Source organism: Frigoribacterium sp. CFBP 8751 (assembly GCF_014841545.1).
Taxonomy (GTDB): domain Bacteria; phylum Actinomycetota; class Actinomycetes; order Actinomycetales; family Microbacteriaceae; genus Frigoribacterium.
The window spans coordinates 184,214-197,406 of record NZ_JACYUB010000007.1 but is presented as its reverse complement, the minus strand read 5'-3'; the positions used below and the strand labels follow the sequence as shown (position 1 = coordinate 197,406).

The 13,193-nt window shown below is 69.8% G+C and carries 11 protein-coding genes and 1 tRNA gene; 5 read left to right on the top strand and 7 right to left on the bottom strand.

The window, feature by feature from the left end:
- The first annotated feature begins 109 nt into the window (after nt 1–109).
- From gltX to IFT88_RS15595, 3 genes are all read left to right on the top strand, one after another.
- Nucleotides 110–1,600, top strand: a complete 1,491-nt coding sequence (gene gltX, locus IFT88_RS15605) for a glutamate--tRNA ligase (protein WP_192121638.1) — start codon at nt 110–112, stop codon at nt 1,598–1,600.
- The gene (locus IFT88_RS15600) at nt 1,597–2,532 is read left to right on the top strand and encodes an NAD(P)/FAD-dependent oxidoreductase (protein ID WP_192121637.1); all 936 of its coding nucleotides are present in this window, start codon (nt 1,597–1,599) and stop codon (nt 2,530–2,532) included. Before gltX ends, IFT88_RS15600 begins: the two co-directional genes overlap by 4 nt.
- 54 nt (nt 2,533–2,586) lie before the next feature.
- A tRNA-Gln gene (locus IFT88_RS15595) sits at nt 2,587–2,658 on the top strand.
- A gap of 315 nt (nt 2,659–2,973) precedes the next feature.
- On the opposite strand, the gene IFT88_RS15590 is transcribed toward IFT88_RS15595, so the two are convergent.
- The 5 genes from IFT88_RS15590 to IFT88_RS15570 all read right to left on the bottom strand — a co-directional run bounded on the left by IFT88_RS15590 (nt 2,974) and on the right by IFT88_RS15570 (nt 9,111).
- Complete coding sequence (locus IFT88_RS15590; protein ID WP_192121634.1) at nt 2,974–4,056, bottom strand: acyltransferase family protein; 1,083 nt, start codon at nt 4,054–4,056, stop codon at nt 2,974–2,976.
- 101 nt (nt 4,057–4,157) lie between these two features.
- A complete protein-coding gene (gene purL / locus IFT88_RS15585) occupies nt 4,158–6,473 on the bottom strand; it encodes a phosphoribosylformylglycinamidine synthase subunit PurL (RefSeq protein ID WP_056227580.1) in 2,316 nt (771 codons plus the stop codon).
- Between the two features lie 35 nt (nt 6,474–6,508).
- Nucleotides 6,509–7,204 carry a phosphoribosylformylglycinamidine synthase subunit PurQ gene (purQ, locus tag IFT88_RS15580; protein WP_043597441.1) on the bottom strand — a complete coding sequence of 232 codons (696 nt, stop codon included), beginning with the start codon at nt 7,202–7,204 and terminating at the stop codon, nt 6,509–6,511.
- On the bottom strand, nt 7,204–7,467 hold the full coding sequence (gene purS, locus IFT88_RS15575; RefSeq protein ID WP_137848084.1) for a phosphoribosylformylglycinamidine synthase subunit PurS: 264 nt from the start codon (nt 7,465–7,467) through the stop codon (nt 7,204–7,206). The genes purQ and purS overlap by 1 nt, the downstream gene beginning before the upstream one ends.
- Nucleotides 7,468–7,755: 288 nt before the next feature.
- The gene (locus tag IFT88_RS15570; protein WP_192121632.1) at nt 7,756–9,111 is read right to left on the bottom strand and encodes an acyltransferase family protein; all 1,356 of its coding nucleotides are present in this window, start codon (nt 9,109–9,111) and stop codon (nt 7,756–7,758) included.
- A 127-nt stretch (nt 9,112–9,238) separates the two neighbouring features.
- On the opposite strand from IFT88_RS15570, the gene IFT88_RS15565 reads away from it, so the two are divergent.
- On the top strand, nt 9,239–9,751 hold the full coding sequence (locus tag IFT88_RS15565; RefSeq protein WP_082060211.1) for a Fur family transcriptional regulator: 513 nt from the start codon (nt 9,239–9,241) through the stop codon (nt 9,749–9,751).
- Between the two features lie 56 nt (nt 9,752–9,807).
- Nucleotides 9,808–11,310, top strand: a complete 1,503-nt coding sequence (locus IFT88_RS15560; protein WP_056049517.1) for a catalase — start codon at nt 9,808–9,810, stop codon at nt 11,308–11,310.
- Between the two features lie 100 nt (nt 11,311–11,410).
- Here IFT88_RS15560 and IFT88_RS15555 read toward each other — a convergent pair whose 3' ends face one another.
- Nucleotides 11,411–11,980 carry a GNAT family N-acetyltransferase gene (locus IFT88_RS15555; RefSeq protein WP_056049576.1) on the bottom strand — a complete coding sequence of 190 codons (570 nt, stop codon included), beginning with the start codon at nt 11,978–11,980 and terminating at the stop codon, nt 11,411–11,413.
- Between the two features lie 49 nt (nt 11,981–12,029).
- Nucleotides 12,030–12,875 carry a VOC family protein gene (locus tag IFT88_RS15550; protein ID WP_043597455.1) on the bottom strand — a complete coding sequence of 282 codons (846 nt, stop codon included), beginning with the start codon at nt 12,873–12,875 and terminating at the stop codon, nt 12,030–12,032.
- Nucleotides 12,876–13,193: the final 318 nt, after the last annotated feature.

Genomic DNA, 13,193 nt, shown 5'->3' with positions numbered 1-13,193 from the left:
CTCCTTTTAGTGCGAAGAGCACGAGCAACACCAGAAAGGCCCCTTCTTCGGAAGGGGCCTTTCTGCGTTTAACGCTGATCAGGTGGTGGACCCCGGTAAGATCGACCCGATGTCTGCTCCCTTCTCCACCGCCACCGGCGCCGACGTGCGCGTGCGGTTCTGCCCCTCGCCCACCGGAACGCCGCATGTCGGTCTCATCCGCACCGCTCTCTTCAACTGGGCCTACGCCCGGCACACGGGCGGCAAGCTCGTGTTCCGCATCGAAGACACGGATGCCGCCCGAGACAGCGAAGAGAGTTACGAGCAGATCCTGGACGGACTGCGCTGGCTCAAGATCGATTGGGACGAGGGTGTCGACGCCGGCGGGCCTCATGGTCCCTATCGGCAGTCCCAGCGCCACGACATCTACCGCGGAGTCATCGATCAACTCCTGGAGCGTGGCCTGCTCTACGAGAGCTTCGCCACGGGTGAAGAGATCGAGGCCCGCAACATAGCGAACGGTCGAGACCCCAAGCAGGGCTACGACAACTTCGAGCGAGAGCTCAGTGACGAGCAGCGGGCCGCGTTCCGGGCTGAAGGCCGTCAGCCGGCGCTCCGACTGCGGGTTCCCGACCGCGATCTCAGCTTCGACGATCTCGTGCGTGGTCCGATCACGTTCCCGGCGGGGTCCTTCAGCGACTTCGTCGTCGTCCGGCCGAACGGTGTTCCTCTCTACACGTTCGTCAACCCGCTCGACGACGCCTTGATGGGCATCACGCACGTCCTGCGAGGCGAAGACCTCCTCTCGTCGACGCCGCGGCAGATCGCTCTCTACGAGGCGCTGGTCGAGCTCGGCATCACGACATTCGTGCCTCGCTTCGGCCACCTGCCCTACGTCATGGGCGACGGCAACAAGAAGCTCTCGAAACGCGACCCCGAGTCGAACCTGTTCCACCACCGCGACCGCGGATTCATCCCCGAGGGCCTCGTCAACTACCTCGCGCTCCTGGGGTGGTCCCTGACACATGACCGGGACGTGTTCTCGATCGACGAGATGGTCGCGGCGTTCGACGTGGTCGACGTGAATCCGAACCCGGCACGGTTCGACGTGAAGAAGGCCGAGTCCATCAACGGCGACCACATCCGCTTGCTCGCGGTCGACGACTTCACCGAGCGACTGCTGCCCTACCTCGAAGGGATCGTGAGCGTGCCGCCGACGGAGGCCGAGCGGGGCGTGCTGGTGCAGGCTGCGCCTCTCGTCCAGGAGCGCATGACCCTCTTGTCCGAGGCCCGTGGCATGCTCGGGTTCTTGTTCACCGCCGACGACGAGCTCGTCCACGAAGACGACGCGCTGGCCTCGCTCGGTGAGCGGTCCGACGAGGTGCTGCGCGCCTCCTCGGCTGCTCTCGAGGGAGTGTCGGACTGGACGCACGAGCCGATCCAGGCCGCCCTCAAGGCGGCACTGGTCGACGGGCTCGGACTCAAGCCCCGCGTGGCCTACGGGCCGCTCCGCGTGGCGCTGTCCGGACGCCGCGTGAGTCCGCCACTGTTCGAGTCGATGGAGATCCTCGGGCGCGAGTCGACTCTCGCCCGGCTCGCCGCCCTCGCCCGCCGCTCATGACCGAGCGCTACGACGTCGCGGTCATCGGGGGAGGGCCCGCGGGCTTGAGCGCTGCGCTCAACCTCGTCCGCGCGCGACGACGCGTCCTGCTGATCGACAGCAACCGGCCGCGCAACTCCGCCACGTTGCTCTCGCACGGGTACCTCACGCGGGACGGCATCTCGCCGCTCGAGCTGCGGAAGCTCGGGCGCGACGAGTTCCTGGGCTACGAGGGCGCCGAGCACCGACAGACCATCGCGACGAACGTCGTCCCCGTCCCCGGTGGGTTCGACCTCTCGTGCGAGTTTCGTGGGCAGCAGTCATCTGCCGTGGCGGGGGTCGTGCTGGTGACGACGGGGCTGACGGAGACCCTGCCCGACATCGCCCAACTCCGAGCGTTCTACGGCACGTACGTCCACAGCTGCATCGAATGTGACGGGTACGACAAACGCGACCAACCGCTCGCGCTGATCGGTGAGCACTCCGACCTCGTCGAGCGCGCGCTGTTGCTCTCGCAGTGGACCGACGACCTCATCGTGTTCACGCACGGTTCGGACGTCGTCACGCCGAAGGACGAGGTTGCGCTGGTGGCCCGCGGCATCACGGTGGACCGACGCCGGGTGGCGAGCATCGACGGTGACCGCGAAGGCATGCGCGGGGTGGTGCTCGAGGACGGCACGATCGTCCCCCGGGCCGGCGGCTTCGTGCGCCCGGAGTGGTCGGCCGCGCTCGACTACGTCGCTGGCACAGGAGCCGACCTGGACGACGACGGGCTGCTCGTGGTCGACGGGCACGGTCGCACGTCGGTGCCGGGGCTCTACGCCGCCGGCGAGAGCACGGCGCCCGGGCCTCAGCAATTGATCGTCGCCGCGGGTGATGGCGCCCGGGTGGCCGCCGTGATCAATCGCGACCTCATCGGTGGCCTCGAACACCTGGCGGATGCTGTACAGTAGACGTCGGTCCAGGTGATGGGCCGACAGTGATGTAGACCTTACGGTTGTCATCATTGGGGTATGGTGTAATTGGCAACACGACTGATTCTGGTTCAGTTGTTCTTGGTTCGAGTCCAGGTACCCCAGCAATTTGATTCCCCCTGGCCTTACGGCCTGGGGGAATTGCTGTTCGTGCTTGCTTGGCCGCCTCCGGCGGGGTGTTCGGCTTCGCCGAACGGGGTTTGTCTTGGCCCTTCGGCCCGACGGAATTCCTTTTCCGTGCCCTCGGCCCCCCGCGACGGCGTGACCGGTTTCGTCGAAAGAAGCGGGGCCGCGCTTCGCGGCCGACTGGACAGGCCTCGCGCGCTGAGCTGAGCACCTGGCGCCGAGCGACAAGCGCAAAGGGCTGGGCTCCAAGCACGGAGCGCTGAGCACGGAGCACGGAGCGCCAAGCGACAAGCGTCAAGGGCTGGGGGCCGGATGGCCTGTGGTGCGACGGCGCATGAGGGCGGCCGCGATCGGACGCTCGACGTGCCGGTGGATGGCGATCGACGACGCCACCACCAACGGAACCGACACCCCGACCGAGAGCCAGCCGTTCGTCCACCCGAGGCGGGCGAACAACTCGGGGACGGCCGGGGCGATCATCGGATGGAAGAGGTACAAAGCGTACGATGCCGCCCCGCCGGTCAAGACCCACCCGGGCGTCATCCGGCGGAGGTGGCCCTCGGCCAGGACCGTCGTCGCGACGAGAGCGGTGACCGACGCGAAGCGGGCGGGTGCGTTCCGCTCGAACGAGCCGTCCACGCCGGGTGCCACGAGGACGGCGATCAGCGCCACGAGCGCGAGCGCCCACGTGGTCCAGAGCCAGCGACGGCGCCCGGGGAGCGAGAACTCGGCGATCACCATGCCGATCAGGAAGAACAGGACGATGGGGTCGAAGTAGACCGCCCAGGCCGGGCGCCCTGGGTCGAACGCCCACCAGAGCGCCGCACACGTGGTGAGCACCACCGCAACGACAGGGAGGACCTGCACCCGAGCCGCGAGGCAGAGGGCCACGAGAGCATAGAACGCGACCTCGAAGACGAGTGTCCAGCCGACGCCGAGCACGGGCTCGATCTTCCCTTCGGCGTTGCGGGTGGGAGCGAAGACGTACGACGCGACCACGTTGACGGGTTCGAGTGTGGCGTGCAGGACGGCCGAGGGGACGACGAACAGCGAGACCACCTTGAGGGTCGTCGCGATCCAGTAGAGCGGGACGATGCGTTCGAGTCGTCGACGTGCGAACGTCTTCCAGGCGTCGGCGGAGGCTGGCATGGACCGCACGGCGTGCATCATGACGAAACCGCTGATGACGAAGAAGACGTCGACGCCGACCGACCCGTAGCTCCATGGGGCGAAAGAAGGGTCGAGCCGTTCGTGCGCGTAGAAGATCGTGTGGGTCACCACCACCAGCAGGGCGGCCACGAAGCGGAGGGCCTGGATGCCGTCGAAGTGCCGGCGGTGGGCCGTGGGGGCTCGCGAGGCGGCCGACGAGATCGTCACGGTCCGACATGCTACATGTCGTCGTCGACGACGGGAAGTCGGGCCGGAACAGCCGAGGCCCCCACCGCATGGTGGGGGCCTCGGCTGTCAGTGTGAGCGGATCACTCGCCGATCGTTGCTCCGAAGCGGGCCGGCAGTGTGCCGCGGTGGGTGCTGCGCAACTCGTCGACGGACACCGTGAAGACGTCCTGCACCTCGAGCGACCCGGACTGGGCGTCGGTCACGCCGATGCGGGCCACGGGGTAACCACGGCCCTCGCAGAGACCGCGGAAACGAACGTCGTCCTCACGGGGCACCGAGACGATCACACGACCGGTCGACTCGCTGAAGAGCGCGGTCGCGACGTCGATGCCGTCACGCTCGAGCACCTCGCCCAGCCAGACGCGGGCACCGACGCCGAAGCGCATCACGGCCTCGGCCAGTGCCTGCGCCAGACCACCGTCGCTCAGGTCGTGGGCCGCGGCGATCAGCGACTGGTCGCCACCGGCGTGCAGCAGCTGTGCGAGCTGGGCCTCGGCGGCGAGGTCGACCGCCGGCGGGCGGCCGCCGAGGTGGTCGTGCACGACGCCGGCCCAGGCCGACCCGTCGAGCTCGAGCGACGTGGTGCCGAGCAGGTAGATGTTGTCGCCCTCGTCCTGCCAGCCGGACGGGATGCGCTTGGCGACGTCGTCGATGACTCCGAGGACGCCCACCACGGGTGTGGGGTGGATCGGGCGCGTGCCGGTCTGGTTGTAGAACGACACGTTGCCGCCGGTGACCGGGATCTCGAGTTCGAGGCACCCGTCGGCCAGTCCCTCGACGGCCTGCGAGAACTGCCACATGACCTCGGGGTCCTCGGGGCTGCCGAAGTTCAGGCAGTCGGTGACCGCGGCGGGCACGGCGCCGGTCACGGCGACGTTGCGGTACGCCTCGGCCAGTGCCAGACGCGCACCCTGCTTGGGATCGAGCTGGCAGTAGCGCCCGTTGGCGTCCGTCGCGATCGCGAAGCCGAGACCGGTCTCTTCGTCGACACGGATCATGCCGCCGTCGTCGGGGAAGCTGAGCGCGGTGTTGCCCAACACGTAGGTGTCGTACTGGTTCGTGACCCAGCTCTTGTCGGCCAGGTTGGGCGAGCCGAGCAGCTCGAGGAACTGCTCGCGCAGCACCGCGTTGCCCGTGGGGCGGGGCAGCGACGACGCGCTGTCGGCCTGCAGGGCGTCGATCCAGCTGGGGTAGGCGACGGGGCGCTCGTACACCGGGCCGTCGACGGCGACCGTCCGGGGCTCGACGTTGACGATCTCTTCGCCGTGCCAGTTGATGACGAGACGGCCGGTGTCGGTGACCTCGCCGAGCACGCTGGTCTCGACGTCCCACTTCGCCACGACGGCGAGGAACGCGTCGAGCTTCTCGGGACGCACGACGGCCATCATGCGCTCCTGGCTCTCGCTCATCAGGATCTCTTCGGCGGTGAGCGACGGGTCGCGCAGCAGGACGTTGTCGAGTTCGATGAACATGCCGCCGTCACCGTTCGAGGCGAGCTCGGACGTGGCGCAGCTGATGCCGGCGGCGCCGAGGTCTTGGATGCCCTCGACCAGCTCGTCGCGGAACAGTTCGAGGCAGCACTCGATGAGCACCTTCTCGGCGAAGGGGTCGCCGACCTGGACGGCGGGACGCTTGGTCGGCCCACCGGACGAGAACGTGTCGGAGGCGAGGATGGAGGCGCCGCCGATGCCGTCGCCACCGGTGCGAGCGCCGAAGAGGACCACCTTGTTGCCGACGCCCCGGGCGTTGGCCAGGTGCAGGTCTTCGTGGCGCAGGACGCCCACGGCCAACGCGTTGACCAGGGGGTTGCCCTGGTAGACCGCGTCGAAGTAGGTCTCGCCCCCGATGTTGGGCAGTCCGAGGCAGTTGGCGTAGAAGCTGATGCCGCCGACGACGCCGTCGACCACGCGCGCCGTGTCGGGCGCGTCGATGTCGCCGAAGCGCAGCTGGTCCATGACCGCGACCGGACGGGCGCCCATCGAGATGATGTCGCGGACGATGCCGCCGACACCGGTGGCGGCACCCTGGAAGGGTTCGATGTAGCTGGGGTGGTTGTGCGACTCGACCTTGAAGGTGACGGCCCAGCCGCCCCCCACGTCGACCACGCCGGCGTTCTCGCCCATGCCGACCATGAGGTTCTTCTTCATGGCGGGCGAGACCTTCTGGCCGAACTGGCGGAGGTAGATCTTGCTCGACTTGTACGAGCAGTGCTCGCTCCACATGACCGAGTACATGGCGAGTTCGCCGCTCGTGGGGCGACGACCGAGGATCTCGCGGATCTTCGCGTACTCGTCGGCCTTCAGCCCGAGGGCTCCGTAGGGCTGCTCGCGGTCGGGCGTCGCCGCGGCGTTCGCCACGGTGTCGGGCACGTGCCCCTCGGGGCGGACGTCGATCATCTCGGCGTCGTGCGGGGCGCGGTCGGTCTGGTCGGTCACTTGGCGAGGGCCCTCTCGAGAACGGACGTGAAGAAGGTCAGGCCGTCGACACCGCTCGACATCGCGGCGGGGGTGTCGGGGCCGAAGCCCTCTTCGACGGCGTGCTCGGGGTGCGGCATGAGGCCGACGACGTTGCCGCGCGCGTTGGTGACGCCGGCGATGTCGTCCATCGACCCGTTCGGGTTGACGCCGACGTAGCGGAACGCGACCTGCCCCTCACCCTCGATGCGCTTGACGGTCTCGGCGTCGGCGATGAAACGGCCGTCGGCGTTCTTGAGGGGAATGGTGATCTCTTGCCCCTCGGTGAAGCCGTTCGTCCAGTCGGTGCGGGCGTTCTCGACGACGAGGCGCTGGTCGCGGCGGATGAACTGCTGGTGCGCGTTGCGGGTGTGCGCACCCGGGATCAGGCGGGCCTCGGCGAGCATCTGGAAGCCGTTGCAGATGCCGAGGACGGGCATGCCCGCGTTCGCGGCGTCGACCACGTCGGCCATGATCGGCGAGAAGGACGCGATCGCGCCGGCTCGCAGGTAGTCGCCGTAGCTGAAGCCACCGGGCAGGATGATCGCCTCGACGCCCTTCAGGTCGTGGTCGCCGTGCCAGAGGGCGACAGGCTCACCGCCTGCGAGTCGGACCGCGCGCTGCGCGTCGCGGTCGTCGAGGGAGCCGGGGAAGGTGACGACGCCGACGCGCATCAGAGGGCGGCGGGAGCGTCGGCGACGGTGATCGAGACGACGTCTTCGATGACCGAGTTCGAGAACATGTCGTCGGCGAGCTCGCGGACGTCGGCGAGCACGGCGTCGGTCACCTCGCCCTCGACCGTGATCTCGAAGCGCTTGCCGATGCGGACGTCGGTGAACGCCCCCTTGCCGAGACGGGAGAGGGCGCCGGCGACGGCCTTGCCCTGAGGGTCGAGCAGTTCAGCCTTGGGCATGACCTCGACGACGATTGTGGGCACTGGTTTACTCCTGCAGAGGCGTCAACGGGTGGACGCGACGAGTCTACGGCAGCCGGGCGCGCCTCCAGGTGGTGCCGTCCGTCGTGCGGGGTGGACGGGCCGCCGCGGCGATCGTCAGCGGAATGCGAGGCTCTTGTCAGCCGGATCATGGATTCGGGCCGCACAGTGATCTCGGCGGACAGAACACGGGCCTCGTGATCGGGCCTTCTGTTCCGCTTCCGGTCGAAGGGTTCCTGATCCGCCCCGAGACCGCCGGACGCCCGGCCGAACCCCCCGTCGGCCGGGCGTCTACCCTTTCCGGGCCACGTCCGTCGGCCCGACGGCCTCGGCCTGGGCCTGGGCGGGCCGGTGAACGCCCTCGGCGGTGACGGCGGGTCGTGACCGTCCGAGCAGCCAGATCGCCAGGGGCAGGCAGATCGCACCCGCCACCGCGTTGCGGAGGTCGAGGCCCTCTTGCATCACGTCGAACGGTGGTCCGATCGCGAGCACCGCCGCCGCCCCGATGAGCCACCAGGAGGCGCGGCGCCGGCCCGCGGGGAGCGCTCGCGGGGGCCGCTCGAACCGAGCCGTGGCCAGCGACACGAGGCAGGTCAGCCCGATGACGAGGGCCCAGATCGGCAGGCGCGTCCACCACCAGGTGGCCGTCGAGGGCTGCGGGAGCGGCCCGCCCACGGCCAGCAGGAACCCGAGCAGGGCGATCAGCACCGGGAGGTGCCAGAGGTAGACGGTCATGCCGCGGCTGCCGATCGCGAACACGACGGCACGGGCCGACGACGTGGACATCAGGCGGGACAGGGCGGGGTGCACGAGCGAGAGCACGCAGATCTGGGCCACCCCGAGCACCATGAGCGGCACCGTCGGCGGGTTGAGGTTGCTCAGCATGTCGTCGGACCACGGCCCGGCCGCGGTCAGCGGGACCAGGGCGGCATAGGCCACGACGGCGACGACGAGCAGCACGACCCGAGGCGTCCGACGGAACAGCCCGTCGGCGTAGGCGAAGCCGAGCTGCTGCACGAACAACCACACGAAGGCGAGGTTGAGGAGGCCGACGGCCGTGACGCCGGTGCCGTACCGCACGGCGTCGACCAGGACGGCGGCGACGACCAGGACGAACAGGGTCGCCCAGGGGCGGGTGGCGTGCAATCGCGCCATGACCGGCACGAGTACCTGCGTGATGCCGTAGGCGGCGAGGAACCAGAACGGCGAACCCACCCCGGTCGCGACGACGTCGACCAGGTCGGGATCGGCCCCGAGCAGGGCCGCCACGGCGAGGGCGAGCGCGAGGACGGCGAAGACGGCGCTCGCCGGCCGAGCGAGCCGCAGCAGGCGGCCCCGGACGAAGTCGCCGGCATCGTCGCCGCGGCGACGAGCGCCGGCCCAGGCCGTGGCGCTGGCGAAGCCGCCGACCACGAAGAAGAGCGGCATGATCTGCCCGGCCCAGGTCGACAGGGGGAACCAGGACTGCTCTTGCAGGGGGCGGTTCGCCACGACGGCACCCGTCGAGTCGACGGCGACGCCCACCATCATCACGTGGATCGCGACGACCAACAGGACGCAGAAGACGCGGGCGAGGTCGACCACGAGGTCGCGCCCCGGGGGGACGGCGGGGGCGGCTGACGACGAGGTCGTGGCGGCGGTGGTCATGTCGATGACGCTAGCGACCCGACGGCGCCCCGGGGTCGTTGTCCACAGGGCGCGTCCGAACCCGGGAACAGCCTCCGAGCCGGCCCGGATTGTTTTGATCGGATCAAAAGAGTGGTTCACTTGACCCATGACCCACCCGACCGACGACCCTCGCGAGGCCCTGCGCTCCGCCGGGCTGCGCGTGACCGAGCCCCGGCTCGCCGTGTTGCGCGCCCTCGAGCCGTCGCCGCACGCGGCCGCCGAGCAGGTCTTCGCCCGGGTGGCCCTCGAACTGCCCGGCACATCGGTCCAGGCGGTGTACGGAGTGCTCAACGCGCTGACCGGCGCCGGCTTGGTGCGCCGCATCGAACCCGCGGGCTCGGCGGCGCTCTACGAGTTGCGGACGGGCGACAACCACCACCACGTCGTCTGCGGCGTGTGCGGCTCGGTCGCCGACGTCGACTGCGTCGTCGGTCATGCCCCCTGCCTCACACCCTCACACGACTCGGGATACCTCGTGCAGACCGCCGAGGTGACCTTCTGGGGTCTGTGCCCGGCCTGTCGAGCGGCCGAGGCCGACGGTGCGGAGGGCGACGAGTCGAGCAGCGCCTCCTCGTCCGACCGCCTGGCCGCGACCGACGCGGCCGTCCCCGTGGCCTGACCCGCCGCCCGCCCCCTGATCTCACACGACGACGAACCACGAACGAAAGAGGACACATGACCGACGCCAAGAAGATCACCACCACCGACAACGGCGCCCCCGCCGCCAGCGACGAGTTCTCGCAGTCGGTCGGCGCCGACGGCCCGATCGTCCTGCACGACCACAAGCTGGTCGAGAAGCTGGCCAACTTCAACCGCGAGAAGGTGCCCGAGCGCATCGTCCACGCCAAGGGCGGCGGAGCCTTCGGCACGTTCGTCACGACTGCCGACGTCTCGCGCTACACGCGCGCCGCGCTCTTCCAGCCCGGTGTCGAGACCGAGATGCTCGCGCGTTTCTCGACCGTCGCCGGCGAGCAGGGCAGCCCCGACACGTGGCGCGACCCCCGCGGTTTCGCGCTGAAGTTCTACACGAGCGAGGGCAACTACGACCTCGTGGGCAACAACACGCCCGTGTTCTTCATCCGTGACGGCATCAAGTTCCCCGACTTCATCCACTCGCAGAAGCGCCTGCCCGGTTCGCACCTGCGCGACCACGACATGCAGTGGGACTTCTGGACGCTGTCGCCCGAGTCGGCGCACCAGGTGACCTGGCTGATGGGCGACCGGGGCCTTCCCGCTTCGTGGCGCAACATGGACGGCTTCGGCTCGCACACGTACCAGTGGATCAACGCCGAGGGCGAGCGCTTCTGGGTCAAGTACCACTTCAAGACGAACCAGGGCAACAAGATCCTCACGCAGGACGACGCCGACCGCATCGCGGGTGAGGACGCCGACTTCCACATCCGCGACCTCTCCGAGGCCATCGACCGCGGCGACTTCCCGACCTGGACGCTGTCGGTGCAGGTGATGCCCTACGACGAGGCGGCCACGTACCGCTTCAATCCCTTCGACCTGACGAAGGTGTGGCCGCACGCGGACTACCCGCTCATCGAGGTCGGCACCATGACGCTGAACCGCAACCCCGAGAACTACTTCGCGCAGATCGAGCAGGCCGCGTTCGCCCCGTCGAACTTCGTCCCCGGCATCGCGACCAGCCCCGACAAGATGCTGCTCGCGCGCATCTTCAGCTACGCGGACGCCCACCGCTACCGCATCGGCGTCAACCACCAGCAGCTGCCGGTGAACACGCCCAAGACCGAGGTGCACTCGTACTCGAAGGACGGCGCCGCGCGGTACCACTTCAGCGAGGCGACGGCTCCGGTCTACGCACCGAACTCGGTGGGCGGCCCGGCGGCGGACCCGCAGGCCGCGGGTGACACCGGCGGCTGGGAGAGCGACGGCGAGCTCGTCCGCTCGTCCGTGACGCTTCACCCCGAGGACGACGACTTCGGCCAGGCCGGCACGCTCGTCCGCGAGGTGCTGGACGACGAGGAGCGCGACCGCCTGGTGCAGAACATCGTGGGCCACGTCTCGAAGGTCACCCAGCCCGCTCTGCGCGAGCGCGTCTACGAGTACTGGACCAACGTCGACCCCACCCTGGGTCTGCGCGTCCGCAAGGGCGTCGAGCCCGAGGCTCCCGGCTCGAACGAGGACCCGGCGGAGGTCGGCGTCCCGGCGTAGTCGGCAGTCGCGACAGACCGCAGGAGGCGCGGTGACCGTTCGTCGGTCACCGCGCCTCCTCGGCGTTCCGGGGCACGTGCGGCCTCGGGTGCCGTGCGGGTCAGACCATCTGGCCGTTCCAGTTCAGCTCGCCCTGGGGCCAGTCGGCGAGGGTGCGCGTGCCCTCGCGGAGCAGCCAGCCGTGGTCCTGGGTGACGAGGACGCCGGCGCCGTCGGCGCTGAACGCCGTGTAGTGCGCCGTGAGACCGTCGAGCGGCAGCCATCCGCCGCGCCGGTAGAAGCCCTGGACGTCGTCCCCGGTCTCGAGCACGCCGAAGCCGCTGCCGAGCGACGTCAGTGCCGCGTCGACCTGACGGAGCAGTTCGCCGCCGAGGCCGGTGCCCTGGACGGTCGGCGAGACGGCGACCATGCCGACCGCCGTGACGAGCAGGTCCGTGTCGCCGACGGTGACGAACTGGCGACGCAGGCCGGCGTGCGCCACCACGACGTCGCCCTGACGCGCGACGACCCGCAGCTCGGGTTGCATCCCCGCCCAGCTGCGAGCCCCGGCGTACCAGTGGTCGTAGCTCGGGAACGCCCGGGCGAGCATCGCCGCGATCGCCTCGTGGTCGTCGAGCGTGAGGTCGCCCTCGGGGGTCGTGGAGAACGTGGGGGATTCGGCTGCAGGCATGCTCACCACCGTAGCCATCGGCGCCGCCGAGGGGGCCTGCGACCGAGGGCTAAGCCGACTGCGGTCGCACGGTCACCTGGAGCTGGTTGGACCAGGGATCGTCGAACCCGAGCACCCGCCCGTCGTCCCGGGTGGCGACGCCGTGGTGGCCGAGGCGCTCGCCGAGGGCGCCCAGGTCGTCGGCCGTCGGCACCTCGATGCGCACCAGGCCGAGCCCCAGCCCCAGCTGGCGACGCCCGGCCCCGGCGCTGTTCCAGGTGTTCATCGCCATGTGGTGGTGGTAGCCGCCCGCGCTGACGAACAGGGCCTGCGGCCCGAAGCGCGTCGTCGTCTCGAAGCCGAGCTGCTCGACGTAGAACCGGTGGGCCGACTCGACGTCGCCCACGCTCAGGTGCACGTGGCCGACCGTGGCGGGACGGGATGCCGAGCCGGCCAGCGCCTCCTCGGTGACGTTCTGCTGCACGAACGCGTTCGGGTCGAGGGCGAGGGTCGCCATGTCGACCTGGCCGTGGGTCCAGGACCACTCGGAGCGCTGACGGTCCCAGTAGAGCTCGATGCCGTTGCCCTCGGGGTCGGTGAAGTAGAAGGCCTTGCTGACGAGGTGGTCGGCGCTGCCGGTGAACGTGCCGGGGTGACGGGTCGCGACGCCGTAGACGGCGGCGGCGAGGTCGGCCTCGGTCTCGAACAGGATCGCGGTGTGGAACAGGCCAGCCTCGCGCGGCCCGGCGTGCTTCAGCTCGGGAGCGTGCTCGAGGATGACGATCGGGGTCGCTCCTCGACCGAGGACCACGCGGCCCACGGTCGGTTCGGCGGCCAGCACCGTCAGGGTCACGGCGTCGCGGTAGTAGGCGGTCATCGCGTCGAGGTCGGCGACCCGGAGGGTGACCGCCCCCATGCCGGTGTCGGCGGCGAGCAGGTCGGCGCGGCGTGCACCCGGTGCCCGCCGTCCCGTGGCCGACGCGTCGGCTGCGGAGGACGAGGAGGCGCGGGTCGCGTCGGTCGCGGAGGTGTCGGTCATGGGTGCCCTCGGTCTGGTCGGGTCGGGTGGTCACCTGATCGGTGACGTGTCATCGACATGAACTGGCCGGCCGTGCCCGGCATTCCCGGCCGACACGAGTCGTCACCCTCGGCACGCGAGAAACCCCGTTCGGGACGATGGACCACGAGAAACGGGGGTTCGTCGTCCGGAACGGGGTCCAGGGTGCGGACCCGG

What these genes read in the sequence shown, in the direction of transcription:
- gltX (WP_192121638.1), top strand. Translation starts at nt 110, where the DNA reads ATGTCTGCTCCCTTCTCCACCGCCACCGGCGCCGACGTGCGCGTGCGG.
- IFT88_RS15600 (WP_192121637.1), top strand. Translation starts at nt 1,597, where the DNA reads ATGACCGAGCGCTACGACGTCGCGGTCATCGGGGGAGGGCCCGCGGGC.
- purL (WP_056227580.1), bottom strand. Translation starts at nt 6,473, where the DNA reads ATGATCGACGTCCGCCCCGAGGGGCACGTGCCCGACACCGTGGCGAAC.
- purQ (WP_043597441.1), bottom strand. Translation starts at nt 7,204, where the DNA reads ATGCGCGTCGGCGTCGTCACCTTCCCCGGCTCCCTCGACGACCGCGAC.
- IFT88_RS15570 (WP_192121632.1), bottom strand. Translation starts at nt 9,111, where the DNA reads ATGACCACCGCCGCCACGACCTCGTCGTCAGCCGCCCCCGCCGTCCCC.
- IFT88_RS15565 (WP_082060211.1), top strand. Translation starts at nt 9,239, where the DNA reads ATGACCCACCCGACCGACGACCCTCGCGAGGCCCTGCGCTCCGCCGGG.
- IFT88_RS15560 (WP_056049517.1), top strand. Translation starts at nt 9,808, where the DNA reads ATGACCGACGCCAAGAAGATCACCACCACCGACAACGGCGCCCCCGCC.
- IFT88_RS15555 (WP_056049576.1), bottom strand. Translation starts at nt 11,980, where the DNA reads ATGCCTGCAGCCGAATCCCCCACGTTCTCCACGACCCCCGAGGGCGAC.
- IFT88_RS15550 (WP_043597455.1), bottom strand. Translation starts at nt 12,875, where the DNA reads ATGGGGGCGGTCACCCTCCGGGTCGCCGACCTCGACGCGATGACCGCC.